Here is a 13786-nt window from a genome sequence, read left to right on the forward strand (position 1 = left end):
TTATATTTTATAAGGGAGAGAACTTGAGGGATAATAAAATAAGGACCCCGTGGTTCACTATTGGAAATCTTCGAGAGAATTGAATAATTAATATATTTGCATTTTTGATCCATCCTTGAAATCCATCAAGGATGGATTTTTAAAAAATCTATATTAATCACTTGAACATGAGGTATATAAATAAACCCATCAATCCGATTACTAAACAAGTTCCTATTATCAGTCCAGTAAAGACTAAATCATCAAACAATCTAATTTCCACCTTTTTAAGTTTTAGGTAGACAGGTGTCATTAAAACAAAAATTATTTAACTGGATGTTTTGCATGTTAGGGTTACATATGCGTAAGTCAAGGGCATCAAAGCCTATTTCATACAGCTCACCTATCATTAAATATATAGTTGTAACCGCTCGATTAATACTGAACAGTTTTTGCTCGATAAGATTGAACACTTTTTTCCAGTAGAGACGTGCACTTTATTTGGAGAGGCGGGCATGATAGCCTGCTTTGGCAGAGCCAGAATCCTTGATAATCTGGCTTCATGGCTCATAATCTTGCCCGCAGAGGCTCCAAGTAAAGTGACAAATTGCCTGCAGGCGTTTGTTAAACTAACCCATCTCTTCTATTAACTTTCAAAAAATAGGAAAGGATAAGAAAAAGATACTAATTGTAGGGGCTACAACCATGCAATTTCTTATCCTAATGGTTGTATTATTTAATTTAATTTAATTTAATCGCCTTCTTATACCTAAACGAATGACTGAGCTTGAGATCATAACAACCACATTTGTTTTCAATGGTTTTGGAACTTATTGTTGATATATTCAACAATTGTTTTATTAAAAAGGGTGCGTGGATATGGCTGTTCTTAAAATAACTCAGGATATAATTGCGAATTTTTCTATTGTCACAGCGTATCTATTTCTTTGTAGCCAAGTGATTTTTAGAAATCGAAACATTAATAGTCCTGCTTCTTTTTCGATGAAATTGAAATTTGGTTTCGTTAGTGGTGTGCATGGGATCGTTCTGATGTTATTTACAGTTCCCATAAGTGGAACCATATTGGATTTTAGGCAACTTGCAGTGATAATTGCAGCCCTTTACGGTGGTGATATTTCTTCTGTTGTGGCAGCGTTTATGCTATTTTTCATGCGTCTGTTTGCTTTTGGTGTGGTAAATACTTCATCGTTTATTGCAGCTTTAAATACGCTTGTTATATCTGGTGTTGTAGGTGTTGTCTGTTCAAAGGAAAGCTTAACATTTTGGAGAAAGTGGATATACTCGATACTGGTTTGTGATATTTTTACAGGAGCAGTTTTTATTATTAATATGGGAACTAGTGGTATTACACCTATGATTATATACATTACAATGTTAAGTATTGGGGGAATGTTTACTGCGTACTTAACGGACTTTTTAATAAAGGTTAAAATACAATTTCAACGGTACGAACAGGAAGCTACGATTGATTATTTGACAGGACTTTATAATCATAGATCCTTTGATGAGAGATATAATGTTCTATTACAAACTGCCGTCGAGAAAGAAGAATTTTTATCAATTGCGTTAGTTGATATTGATTTTTTCAAGAAAGTAAACGACACTTATGGTCATGTTAATGGGGATGCGATTTTAAAGCAATTAGGTGAGTTGTTAAAATCCTCTTCTCGTTCATTTGATACGATTTCGCGTAATGGTGGAGAAGAATTTTCCGTATTGTTATATGACACGCCACATGAACATGCGTTAATCATAGCAGAAAGAATTAGAGCAGCGATTGCAAATCATTCCTTTTTTTTGAATGACAGTAGTACGATTAACTTAACTGTATCTATTGGTGTTGCCACTTATCCAGATACAAGCAAAGATGATTTGTTAGAGAAAGCTGATGAGGCACTTTATAAAGCAAAAGCAAATGGAAGGAATCAAGTTTGTACTAATCGCACGGAAGATATAAGGAGCCTTTTAAACCTGCAAACTTAGCTAAAACACTTAGCTGTTTTAAATAAATAAAGATATAAAGGATAAACCCTCCTTACTAATACTAATAGGGAGGGCTAATCGCTATGATCAAGCTACTAAAGTACACTTTTGTTCTTAGCGTATGCTAGGATAATGATATTTAGAGCAATGCCCTAGAGGAAAGGATAAGAAAGAGACATTTGTAAAGGCTGGGGATACAAATATAACCTTCCTTATCCTTACTGTATTATTTTTTAATTTAGCCGTCTTTCTTATACTAAAGAGATTAGTAATTATTAACGGATTAAGTAACCACCCTGCAATTAGCAATATCAACGTACTTCTTTATACATGTTTCTCATTTGTTTTGGCATAATCAGGCCGATCATTATTTAAAGACCATCCAAATTTCAAACCAAAAATAAACCAAGTAAGGGCTAAAGCTCCTAGGGCAAAAATTGAATCACCAATAATACGCAGCCAGACAAATAAATGTACAATAGGACGTGACATAAATTCAGCTGAGCGAGCATACCACATGCCATGAGTAACGCTTGCCCACGTTTGCATCAGACCAATTGGTAAAAGACTAATCAATACCATTAATGCTAGACCAATGTTTATGGTCCAAAAAGCAAATGTTAATGCACCTGTTTTCCATCCCTTTGTAACGGTTAGACCTCTTAAACAAAAGAGCATTAATCCGATCCCTAACATTCCATAAACACCAAACAAGGCAGTGTGCCCATGAACAGGCGTCGTATTCAGCCCTTGCATGTAATAAAGAGAAATTGGTGGATTAATAAAGAATCCGAATAAACCTGCACCGACTAAGTTCCAGAAGGCTACTGCAATAAAGAACCAAATGGGCCATTTGTAAGCTTTTACCCATTCTTTCGCACGACTGCGTGTTAGGTTCTCATATGCTTCAAAACCAATTAATACGAGTGGAACCACTTCTAGTGCACTGAATGTTGCTCCAAATGCAATAACTCCAGTAGCTGTACCACTGAAATATAAGTGATGGAACGTTCCTATGATTCCTCCAAACAAGAAGATAATCGTTGAAAAAAGTACAGAAGAAGTAGCTGTACGAATTCCAAGTAATCCCATGCGTGTGAATAGGAACGTAATGACCACCGTTGCAAAAACTTCAAAGAAACCTTCCACCCATAAGTGTACAACCCACCAACGCCAATATTCTGCAATGGATAAATTACTATGCTGCCCCCACAGTAAAGCAGGTATATAAAATACAGGTATTGCTGTTGAAGCAAGTAAGAATAATCCAAGGAGATGACGGCTTTCCTTCAGATTTTTAAATGCAGGCGTAAGAGATCGTAGCATTAGAAATAACCAAAGGAATAATCCTACTGTTAAAAAGATTTGCCAGAAACGGCCCGTGTCGGTGTATTCATATCCCTGATGGCCGAACCAGAAGTTTGCCGTATGGCCTAGTTTCTGTTGGACAGCAAACCACTGTCCGATCATAGAGCCTGCTACAATAATGATCAAACAGACAAATAAGAAATTGACCAAGAATCGTTGACCAGGAGGTTCATATCCGGAAACGGCAGGACCCATGAATAAACCAGTTGCCAGCCATGCAGTGGCAATCCATAACACACCTAATTGAGTATGCCAGGATCTTGTCAAAGAATACGGAATCCATTTATCTAATGGAATACCATAAAATCCACTGCCTTCAACTTGATAATGTCCTGTAATGGCACCTAAAAGCACTTGTACCAGCCATAATGCTGCAACAACCCAAAAATATTTTTGAGTAGCTCTCATCGAAGGAGTAGGTGATAAGCCCAATAGTGGGTCTTTTTCAGGGAATGACTCATGCGCCTCTTCATGCCTTTGTGTAGCATAATACCATGCGAGTCCCCCTACACCTGCTAGTAAAAAGACAAAACTTGCTACTGACCATACGACCATATCACCTGTTGGACGATTTCCGATTAAATCTTCATTCGGCCAGTTGTTGGTATAGGTTACATGATCTCCTGGTCGATTGGTTTCACATGCCCATGTAGCCCACCAAAGAAAGCTAACAAATGAATGAAGACGACTTGGATCTTTAATGACATTCTTTGGCATCGCATAATCATCACGTAATTGATTCAGCTTTGAATCATCCGTAAACAACGAGGAATAATATTTACCCATATTTGTGATTGCAGCTGCTCTGTCAGGGGATATTGTAATATCTCCTGTTTTCCTATTGTACGTGTTTTTTCTGACTTCGTCAGTTAACCTAGCACTTAGGGATGCTTGGTTTTCATGATTTAATTGAGAATATTTTTTTCCGTATTGTTTCAGGGCCCAGTTATCTAGCAGCCATATAGATTCCCGATGAAGCCAATCTGCCGTCCAATCTGGTGCCACATAGGCACCATGCCCCCAAATGCTACCGAGTTCTTGGCCACCAATAGACTGCCAAACATTTTGTCCGGTTTCAATGTCCTGTTTGGTGAAAAGGACCGTTCCATCTGATACCACCACACGATTCGGAATCGGTGGTTCAGTATAAATGAGACGCCCACCGTAATATCCTAGGACTGCAAAAGAAGCGATAAATACAATAGCCAAGCTTATCCATAATTTTCTGTAACTCAATGCGCACCTCCAACTAACTTTTTTGTCCAACTTGAAATTTTATATAGGAAAGGGAATCCAACCATATATTTCCCGTAATTCCAAAAATAATTCGAAGATAATAAGTATTTAAGAGAGAGGCGAAGACAAAAAAATCTATCCCCAGAGTGTTAAATGGGATAGATTTCAATAAAAGCATGTGAGTTACAGAATAACATGGATATATTTATTATGGGAATTGATATTAAAAATATACTCTTTTCAAAATTTGAATTAGTGGAAGAACTAAAAAACAGACATAGATATTTACATAGCAATAAACATATGGATAAAAAATGAAACTGTAAGGAGCATTGCGATGACTCGATGAAATTTCTTTCGAAACCCTGATGCCTTTTTGTGGCGTAAATATCCAGCAAACAAAGTAACCAAAAGAAGAATAAAGGAAGTATACCCCATCAACATTTTAAAATGGACATATCCAATAACAGGTACTATTTTAAAAAGATTAATCCCAGCATGCCCGATAATGAAGAGTGTTGCTGTAATAGCCATTTTAATATGCCATTTCATAAAATACCTAGAATAAGTAGCCAATCGGATTTTAACTTCTCTTTGTTTTGTCTTTCGAATAAGAAAAAAAATGAAATACATATTCACATTAAAGATAAATAAAACCATGGCTATTTGAGCGAAAAGCTGGCTGATAACAATCAATGTGTTGTCGTGTGGACTAAAAAGCCAAATATAAAGTATGGAGCTTATAATAATCAAGACATTGGAAACCGTCCAAATCCTATGGTACACACAAATCCCTCTTTCTTGTTACAATTAGGAATTTAAGTTTTCATAAGGATTTGGAGATAACCAAGCGATGAATCTTAGGTCATTTCATCAGCAAATCCCAAACGAATTAGATTATTGATTTTTAAGTTTTTGAAGAAGTTCTATTTGTTCTTCTTTTAACGATTTAATTTCTGACTCTAACGATTCTAACTTCATTAATAACGGTGACAATGCATCTTGAAGCATAGAACGAAGACGATCACTTTTTTCCGTATCCATTTTTCGATCTCCTTAACAATGAGAGGCTATGTTCTTCTTTATTTAGAAATCTTATTTAACACAACATACAAACTAACCCGTTCGTTACTTGTATTGGAGAAGGAAAGTTCCTCATCATCACCAGTATGGATTAAATCCGTTTCTGTCACCTCTGATTCCTTACCGTCAATGATAATGGTTCCTTTCCCGGTCACAACAAGCAGATAGACCTCTGCGCCAGGGTGTTTATGAGCAGGAAGCATTTGTCCTGGCATGAAGTTTAGAACAAATGCTGTACTATGGCCATTATTAAAAATAACCTTTTTTGTAAACCTTTCCTCATTAAATTCCTGATATTGACTAATCGATTGCTTTTCCATGAGACCCCTCCATAATTATCAATTCAATTTTAAAAAAGGGAGTTTATTTAGTGAATGAGACCCCTTATTTTGATAGTATTCTCAGGATTAACCATCAGTATGAATATTGTCGAGGAAAGAAAATAACTTTATAGCAACTTAGCTGGTATTTGGTTCAGCAGTAAATGGAGAAATTAGCTATTTTTGTTACTCCATAAATGAATCTTGAAGCTAAATGGGGTAACTGAGCAAAGCATTTAATTTAATCTTTTTTATTCTTCTTAATTGATAATGATTATTTATAACGATTACTTTTAAAAAATAAAAATCATATTATAATAAATATTGATAATTACCTAAAGTGATATTATAATAGGTGACAGATTAACTTAATTGATAAGTGATTTTATCATATGTAAAAGCTGTTGTCCAAAAGAGGACGGCAGCTTTCGGTATTTTATAGGGATTATGAGATTGATTAATTTTCTCAATTAGAAGGAGTAAAATGAAAATGAATAATGAAGTACAAACTATTACAAAGAATATGTCAGAGGAGCAAGTTGTTTCACGTTCGTCTGTAGTTGAAACAATTCGTAGCCATTATGAGCTAATTTTCGCCCTAGTATCTGGGGTATTTATTTTAATTGGATGGTTGTCAGAACATGATCATGCTTTATTTGTTTCCACTACCTTTTATTTATTAGCCTTTTGTGTAGGTGGTTACGCGAAAGCAAAAGAAGGAATTCAGGAAACCTTGGCAGAAAAAGAACTAAATGTTGAGATGTTAATGATTATCGCAGCGATTGGTTCTGCTATTATTGGTTATTGGGCAGAAGGAGCCATTTTAATTTTTATCTTTTCGTTAAGTGGCGCTTTAGAATCATATACATTGAATAAAAGCCAAAAGGAAATTTCGGCGTTATTTGAATTACAGCCGGAAGAAGCATTACGCCTTATTGATGGAAAAGAGGAAAAGGTTACGGTGGATCAGCTGCAAATTGGCGATCGGATTCTTATCAAACCGGGCGACCGTATTGCAGTAGATGGCATTATTATTCGGGGAGAGACTCATATTGATGAATCAGCTATAACCGGGGAATCGGTACCAAACGGAAAGAAGACTGGTGATGAGGTATTTGCAGGAACGGTTAATATACGTGGTTCTATTGAAGTGGAAATGACACAATCAAGTGATCAAACATTGTTTCAAAGAATTATCCGTCTTGTCCAAAGTGCTCAAAGTGAAAAATCACCATCCCAATTATTCATTGAGAAATTTGAAGGAACGTATGTTAAAGTTGTGCTGATTATAGTTGGAATGATGATGTTTATTCCACATTATGCATTAGAGTGGAGTTGGAATGAAACATTATATCGGGCGATGATTTTACTTGTGGTTGCCTCCCCGTGTGCTCTGGTTGCCTCCATTACGCCAGCTGCCTTGTCCGCAATTTCTAACGGAGCCAGACATGGTATTTTATTTAAGGGAAGTGCTCATCTTGAGCAACTAGCTTCGTTGCAAGCCATTGCTTTTGATAAAACTGGCACACTGACTATGGGAAAACCGATTGTAACAGACATCTTCGTACAAGATGGTATTAGTAAAGAGGATTTGCTTTTGATTGCTGCCTCTATTGAAAATCACTCAACCCATCCATTGGCAGATTCCATTGTTAACTATGTGAAAAATAATTTTGATATTGAACTGAGACGTCCTGAACAGGTAGAGGATATAACGGGATTTGGATTAAAGGGAAAGTTAGACGGAAAATCATATAAAATTGGAAAAGGAGACTTTATTGGGGAAGAAGCTAAATGTTTCCATCCATTAACTGTAAACGAACTATCCCAACAAGGGAAAACAATTGTATACATTGCCGATCATGATAGCGTGTTAGGCTTCCTTGCTTTAAAGGATGTCATACGAGATGAAACAGTTGAAGTCATTCGAGAATTAAATACATTAGGTATTAAAACGATCATGATTACAGGCGATAATGAACAGACCGCAAAGGTTATTGCTGAGGAAAGTCAAATTTCTGAATACTATGCATCCTGTTTACCTGAGACAAAAGTAGAGACTGTAAAAGTACTGAAAGAAAAGTATAAAACAGTTGCGATGGTTGGAGATGGCATAAACGATGCTCCTGCTTTAGCAACAGCAAATGTAGGTATTGCTATGGGTGGAGGGACGGATGTTGCACTAGAAACGGCAGATGTGGTGTTAATGAAAAACGAGCTTTTTCGTCTTGGGCAGGCCATTCGGTTGTCTAAACGTATGAATAGAATCGTTAAACAAAATATTATACTTTCTTTAACAATAATTGCCCTATTGATTTGTTCTAATTTCCTTCAACTTCTAGCTTTACCGTTTGGTGTTATCGGACATGAAGGAAGCACTCTTTTAGTGATTTTAAATGGATTACGTCTTTTAAAATCCGATAAATAAGTACGAAAATAGTAATATAAGTACTTCCTTGAAGGCCTTGAATTTTCGCTCAAAAGTCATACATTTTAAACAACGGAGATTTTTACAGTCTAGTAAAGGTAAGTTATTGCGTTTGGTTGGTGAGACCTCTTTACTTCAAGTATGGTTCTGGAGAGACTCTGGGTGAAACTACCGGGAGCTACTCGATTAAGGGAGAAGGAGTTAGTACCTTCTCCCTATCTAATTTTTCACAAAACCTATTCGTTTTGCACAGTCACATTTCCTGTCATATAATTATTGTGCGTCATTGCCCATGGATTATTGTCCCCATCCACCATGGCGTAGCATCATATTTAATGGATTTTTTTCATGGAGTTAATTATTTATCCCTTTAGAATTTTTTCCAAAACATTTCTAAAGGGATATTTTTTGGGGGATAATTACTTTTCATTTTGTCTTATTATTAGTATATTGGCGCAATATTAGCCTATTTTGAATTTAAATAAAATATTAATAGCCAATTGAATTCATCGTTTCTTTTAGAACTGCAACCGAATAATTAAATTGTTCTTGTTCTTTTTGATTTAAATCAATTTCAATTAACTCTCTTATTCCATTTCTATTTATGACAGCAGGAACCCCTATGTATATATCCCGGTGTCCATATTCTCCATTTAAGTGAACGGAAACCGTTAGAATACTGTTTTCATTATTGAGGATCGCTTTTGTAATACGAACAAGTGACATTCCTATACCGTAGAAGGTTGCTCCTTTTCTACCAATTATTTGGTAGGCTGCATCACGTACACTGATAAAAATTTCTTCCAAACATTCTTGATTACAATCATTTCTTTTTTCCAGAACAGTTTCAAGAGGTTCAATTCCAATTGTAACATGGCTCCATACCGGCAGTTCGGTATCCCCATGCTCGCCAATTATAGCAGCGTGAACGTTTCTAGTGTCAACATTTAGATATTGTCCTATGGCAAATCTCAGACGAGCAGAATCTAAAACAGTACCAGATCCGATCACTCGTTCCTTCGGCAGTCCTGATTCCTTCCAAGTTACATACGTTAAAATGTCAACTGGATTTGTAGCAACTAAGAAGATACCATTAAAATGACTTGCCATAATACTTTGGACAATTTGTTTGAATATTTTTGTGTTTTTTTCGACTAATTCTAAACGCGTTTCTCCAGGTTTTTGGGCAAGACCTGCTGTAATGACCACTAGATCAGCTTTTTCACAGTCACTATAATTTCCATTCCATACTTTTACCGGTGATGGTGCAAAGGGCATCCCATGATTTAAATCCATCGCTTCACCCTCTGCTTTTGCATCATTTACATCGATCAGAACCAATTCCTCTGCTACACCTTGGTTTATCATGGAATAAGCATAACTGCAACCAACCGCCCCTGTGCCAATTATCGCAACTCTCTTTATTTTTTCTTCATGCATTTTTCTTTCTTCCTTCCTATTTAGGAATTGTCAACGTATCTACTCTTCTTCTTTTTGTGAAAAATAGGGTTTATTAGCATAATAATACATGATTCCCATCATAAATTCCCCTCCAATTAAATTCCCAACCGTAACGGGAATTAAATTTCGAATAATACCCGCTAATGAAATAGTGCCAGGATGATGGTGAACAAGGGCAATGGCAAAAGAACACATATTGGCAATGCTGTGTTCATATCCTGAAATAAAAAAGCAAAACACAAATAACATCATTGAAAACATTTTGGCTCCACTTTCCTTAAAAGCCATGGGAATAAAGAAAGCTAGACATACGAGCCAATTACATAAAATGCCTCTAAAAAATAATTGCAGAATGGGTGCATGCAATTTGTGGTCTACAACCGTCATGAGGAAAGAGGTTGAATCTGGGGCTTCAAATAGTCCCGTGGAATAAATGAAAAAGGCAAATGCCAAAGCCCCCAATATGTTCCCTATATAGCTATACAGTAGTAGATGAAAAACTTGACTCCATTTCATCCGACTCCTTAATGCTGCATATGTGTAATAAAAGGTATTTCCTGTGAAAAGGTCTCCTCCTCCAAATGCAATTAAAATAATGGCTGCTCCAAAAGTGAATGCAGCTATTGGATAGGCAAAAGGAGAGTGGACTAAAAAGAAAAAATTTCCTGACCTAAAAGCTACAATCACCCCAAATCCAATAAACATACTGGCAAGCATGCTTCTCGAAATATAGCGTATTTTGCTTTGTTGAAAGACTTTTAATTTTTTTAAAGCTAACTTTTCGACTTCGTGCAATGGTTTGGTTTCTATAATATCACCCATTTCTTTATGATTACCTAATGGACTCCAAGATGCTCCTTTATTCCATAATAGTAAGGTTGGCATTTTTTGATTGGAAAATTGAATGAGCAAGGCTCCTAAATTGGATTGGGTAATAAATCCACGTTTAATAGCCTTCTTTAAGCCTTGCTCATAAGATAAAGTTTCCCATTGCAAACTATTGTATACAGGGATATAGCGCTACATAATGTAGTAAAGAATATAAAAATAAAAAATCCATCCCTTTTAGAAAAGAGGATGGACTTTGCTGTAACTACCAAGCTGTTTTTGCTTGGCAATATTAATTATGTACTAAATAAGTTCAATTATACTTCAAGATATACAACTTATATTATTCTTCAAATTGGTTTGAAACACATTGTTAATAAATGACGGAAGAAATGGTGTCAATACTTAAAAGTTATGACACTATTCGTTTTAAAGAAATTAAATTATTGGTCCAATTAAAAAGAAGATTGTTCAGCAAACGGGCCATTTAATGGATGAATAATTACTTTAAAGAAAATTGGATATTTATGTTAGAATTAATGCGTGATTTTTGAAGGGTTGTACTTAAACTACAGGTAACTAAAAGAACATTCCATTTCTATTAATACCTATTGATGATATTTCTGGTATGCGACAGACCCGATTATTATAATTTTGCTTGCTCCCTCCGTTACATCATACGCTAATCTTAAATTATACCAACGTTGATGGAGGTATAATTTTATGAAAAATCAAGAACTGCTTTTACAATTAGTGAATTTGGAAAGCGTACAAGTACAACAGTAAGGACGTTAAGATTTTATGGAGAATTAGGATTACTGACAATAACAAAGCAAAATGGGTCTGGCCACAAGCTGAAGTTAAGATAAGCGCGATTTGTGGGCAGTACCCCTTATTAACCCGTTAAGCAACCAAACAGTTGTTTAGTTTACAATTAAATTGTTTAAACATAGATTTAATAATGATTAGGAGGAACAAATGATCAGTAAACTAAATCAAGTTATAAAATGTTTCCCTTGCCTGTCCTCTATTGAAGCTAAGGAATGGAATAGAACTGATATTTCTATAGTGCAAGTTCCAACCACTCCTGTAGCTTTTGCAAAGGGGCATCGCTTACACCATGCTATTTTTATTTTGGATGGCTGTGTACGCATTTATAGGGTTGGAGAAAATGGTAGGGAGATTACCCTCTATCGGGTTCATAGCGGTGGCGTTTGTCTAATAATGGTAGCTAGCGTATTAGGTGATTTAGAATATGAGGCTTATGCCGCAATCGAAAGTGATGTTGAAGCCTTAATCATTCCAGCCGAAACTTTTCGGAACTGGATACATACATATGATTCGTTAAGCAGATTTATATACGGATTATTTATTCGTAAAATGTCAACTGTGACTCAGCTGGTAGAAGAGATTGCTTTTAAAGGGATAGACGATCGAGTTGCAGATTATCTCATTAAACATACCTCTCAGTATTCCGACGAAATAATCATAACCCATGAGAGGTTGTCTATCGAGTTAGGGACAGCAAGGGAAGTTGTTAGCCGAACACTAAAGCAGTTTGAGAAGGAGGGATTTCTTACTTTACATCGTGGGAAAATCATAAACATCCAACGAAAGGATTTACAACAAAAATTCAGCCGTTTTCTGTGATATAGTTACAGAAATTTTCCTCTTTTAGATTATATGATTATGGAGACAACATTCATTAATGAAGGAGGATCTCCATGGAAAATCCAAACGACCTTTACAAAGGTGACGATGTTCTTTATCGAAATTCTTATTTAAAACGAATTAATGAGCTGATAAAAATGGCACCAGCACCCTCAAAAGCCTTCTTAGCATTTGAGAAGGAAGCGTTTGTATCTGGATTAATATCAACAAAAACAAAGGAACTTATTGCGATTGCGGTGGCTCATACGACTGGTTGCCCCTATTGTATTGATGTTCATGTGAACAAATATAAGAAATATGGGGGAACTATGGTTGAGGTTATGGAGGCAATTATCGTTGCATCTGCAGTAAAAGCTGGAGCAGCCTTGAGTCATGGTGTAAATGCCTTAAATGCGTATGAGAAAAACAATATGCTATAAGGGATTCCATCCCATACCTAGATGGACATGTGGAAACCGGTTAGATTAGTTTTATAAATGATTGAATGTAAATAATTAAGAAACCCAGCTAATCTTCTAAATAGCTGGGTTTCTTAATTTGGATGAGCAAAATAGCATATAAAATAAGCCCAAATTATATCCTAAAGTGACATCCTGCTTAAACACTCTTCTTTTTGATTTGACATATAATTTCATTTCAAATCAAAAAAGAGTGTTCAGAAGATGACGAGTTTTTGAACATATAATAGGTTTGCTTTTTTTACTTGGTTCAGCAAACGGGCCATATTCTGGAATAAGGCGAGGGGTCAAATCAGGGGATTTTAAAAAAAATGGGAGATAGTTAAACAACCAATCAACCATACGCTTTCATGTAAAAAGAATAAATGAATATTGATTCCAAAATCTGAACAAAATAATTTTACTTGTAAATACAATTGAAAATGAGGCTTTATTGATATGGAAATTGAGTTGAATAAACAAGCAGTTTTAACTATTCGTGGTTTGTATTTTTGCATTGTGGAACAGTGGGCATGTATTAACAAAGTACACGGTATTTCTTCAGCTCAGCAACATCTCTTATTCATTTTATCTACACATGAAAAACCACTAACAATTAGTGAGATAAGCAATTTAGGTTGTTGGCACTTATCTACAGTAAGTCGACTGTTACAACCCTTGATAAGAGAGAATTTTGTTACTGTACAAAAATGTAAAACGAAATACAAATATGTATCAATTACTAATCATGGCTTCGAGAAGTTAAAGGAAATTGCTAAGCAAGTTTTTCCACTGAAGGAATTTCCGTTTGATTTTTCAGATATTGAACAAGAAGAAGTTCAAATATTTATTGAAATAGGGTTGAAAATATTAAAAAATTTTAAGGGTGAGGAATTTTTAACTTGGGTTAAAAAACCCCACTTCCAAGAGTATCAATCGTCCTAGTTATTAATGATATTTCTACCGTTGTT

The 13786-nt window shown here is 35.5% G+C and carries 12 protein-coding genes; 6 read left to right on the plus strand and 6 right to left on the minus strand.

Translation table 11 applies throughout. The features are described 5' to 3' along the window. Nucleotides 1–858 precede the first annotated feature (858 nt). Nucleotides 859–1983 carry a diguanylate cyclase gene (locus HPT25_RS26855; protein WP_173071739.1) on the plus strand — a complete coding sequence of 375 codons (1125 nt, stop codon included), beginning with the start codon at nucleotides 859–861 and terminating at the stop codon, nucleotides 1981–1983. Between the two features lie 324 nt (nucleotides 1984–2307). On the opposite strand, the gene HPT25_RS26860 is transcribed toward HPT25_RS26855, so the two are convergent. The 4 genes from HPT25_RS26860 to HPT25_RS26875 form a co-directional block, all read right to left on the minus strand. Continuing rightward, entirely contained in the window at nucleotides 2308–4587 is a 2280-nt protein-coding gene (locus HPT25_RS26860; RefSeq protein WP_173071741.1) for a nitric-oxide reductase large subunit, read from the minus strand. A 285-nt stretch (nucleotides 4588–4872) separates the two neighbouring features. Further along, a complete protein-coding gene (locus HPT25_RS26865) occupies nucleotides 4873–5373 on the minus strand; it encodes a hypothetical protein (protein WP_173071743.1) in 501 nt (166 codons plus the stop codon). 111 nt (nucleotides 5374–5484) lie between these two features. After that, on the minus strand, nucleotides 5485–5631 hold the full coding sequence (locus HPT25_RS26870) for a hypothetical protein (protein ID WP_173071745.1): 147 nt from the start codon (nucleotides 5629–5631) through the stop codon (nucleotides 5485–5487). 38 nt (nucleotides 5632–5669) lie between these two features. Further along, on the minus strand, nucleotides 5670–5990 hold the full coding sequence (locus tag HPT25_RS26875; RefSeq protein WP_173071747.1) for a cupin domain-containing protein: 321 nt from the start codon (nucleotides 5988–5990) through the stop codon (nucleotides 5670–5672). Nucleotides 5991–6480: 490 nt separating this feature from the next. Here HPT25_RS26875 and HPT25_RS26880 point away from each other — a divergent pair, with 490 nt between their 5' ends. Then, the gene (locus HPT25_RS26880) at nucleotides 6481–8418 is read left to right on the plus strand and encodes a heavy metal translocating P-type ATPase (protein ID WP_173071749.1); all 1938 of its coding nucleotides are present in this window, start codon (nucleotides 6481–6483) and stop codon (nucleotides 8416–8418) included. A gap of 489 nt (nucleotides 8419–8907) precedes the next feature. Here the strand turns inward: HPT25_RS26880 and HPT25_RS26885 are convergent, their stop codons facing one another. Together HPT25_RS26885 and HPT25_RS26890 are read right to left on the minus strand one after the other, a co-directional pair. Then, a complete protein-coding gene (locus HPT25_RS26885; protein ID WP_173071751.1) occupies nucleotides 8908–9858 on the minus strand; it encodes an L-lactate dehydrogenase in 951 nt (316 codons plus the stop codon). 39 nt (nucleotides 9859–9897) lie between these two features. Then, a complete protein-coding gene (locus HPT25_RS26890; protein ID WP_173072074.1) occupies nucleotides 9898–10689 on the minus strand; it encodes a formate/nitrite transporter family protein in 792 nt (263 codons plus the stop codon). A gap of 767 nt (nucleotides 10690–11456) precedes the next feature. Here HPT25_RS26890 and HPT25_RS28910 point away from each other — a divergent pair. The 4 genes from HPT25_RS28910 to HPT25_RS26910 all read left to right on the plus strand — a co-directional run bounded on the left by HPT25_RS28910 (nucleotide 11457) and on the right by HPT25_RS26910 (nucleotide 13760). Further along, nucleotides 11457–11576 (plus strand): MerR family transcriptional regulator, encoded by a 120-nt coding sequence (locus tag HPT25_RS28910; protein WP_312857369.1) that lies wholly within the window; start codon nucleotides 11457–11459, stop codon nucleotides 11574–11576. A gap of 109 nt (nucleotides 11577–11685) precedes the next feature. Further along, on the plus strand, nucleotides 11686–12357 hold the full coding sequence (locus tag HPT25_RS26900; protein WP_173071753.1) for a Crp/Fnr family transcriptional regulator: 672 nt from the start codon (nucleotides 11686–11688) through the stop codon (nucleotides 12355–12357). Nucleotides 12358–12431: 74 nt separating this feature from the next. Then, the gene (locus HPT25_RS26905) at nucleotides 12432–12797 is read left to right on the plus strand and encodes a carboxymuconolactone decarboxylase family protein (RefSeq protein WP_173069630.1); all 366 of its coding nucleotides are present in this window, start codon (nucleotides 12432–12434) and stop codon (nucleotides 12795–12797) included. 477 nt (nucleotides 12798–13274) lie between these two features. After that, the gene (locus HPT25_RS26910) at nucleotides 13275–13760 is read left to right on the plus strand and encodes a MarR family winged helix-turn-helix transcriptional regulator (protein ID WP_173071755.1); all 486 of its coding nucleotides are present in this window, start codon (nucleotides 13275–13277) and stop codon (nucleotides 13758–13760) included. Nucleotides 13761–13786: the final 26 nt, after the last annotated feature.

It is taken from the genome of Neobacillus endophyticus (genome assembly GCF_013248975.1).
Classification (GTDB): Bacteria; Bacillota; Bacilli; order Bacillales; family Cytobacillaceae; genus Neobacillus; species Neobacillus endophyticus.

What these genes read in the sequence shown, in the direction of transcription:
- HPT25_RS26855 (WP_173071739.1), top strand. Translation starts at nt 859, where the DNA reads ATGGCTGTTCTTAAAATAACTCAGGATATAATTGCGAATTTTTCTATT.
- HPT25_RS26880 (WP_173071749.1), top strand. Translation starts at nt 6,481, where the DNA reads ATGAATAATGAAGTACAAACTATTACAAAGAATATGTCAGAGGAGCAA.
- HPT25_RS26905 (WP_173069630.1), top strand. Translation starts at nt 12,432, where the DNA reads ATGGAAAATCCAAACGACCTTTACAAAGGTGACGATGTTCTTTATCGA.
- HPT25_RS26900 (WP_173071753.1), top strand. Translation starts at nt 11,686, where the DNA reads ATGATCAGTAAACTAAATCAAGTTATAAAATGTTTCCCTTGCCTGTCC.
- HPT25_RS26885 (WP_173071751.1), bottom strand. Translation starts at nt 9,858, where the DNA reads ATGCATGAAGAAAAAATAAAGAGAGTTGCGATAATTGGCACAGGGGCG.
- HPT25_RS26870 (WP_173071745.1), bottom strand. Translation starts at nt 5,631, where the DNA reads ATGGATACGGAAAAAAGTGATCGTCTTCGTTCTATGCTTCAAGATGCA.
- HPT25_RS26875 (WP_173071747.1), bottom strand. Translation starts at nt 5,990, where the DNA reads ATGGAAAAGCAATCGATTAGTCAATATCAGGAATTTAATGAGGAAAGG.
- HPT25_RS26910 (WP_173071755.1), top strand. Translation starts at nt 13,275, where the DNA reads ATGGAAATTGAGTTGAATAAACAAGCAGTTTTAACTATTCGTGGTTTG.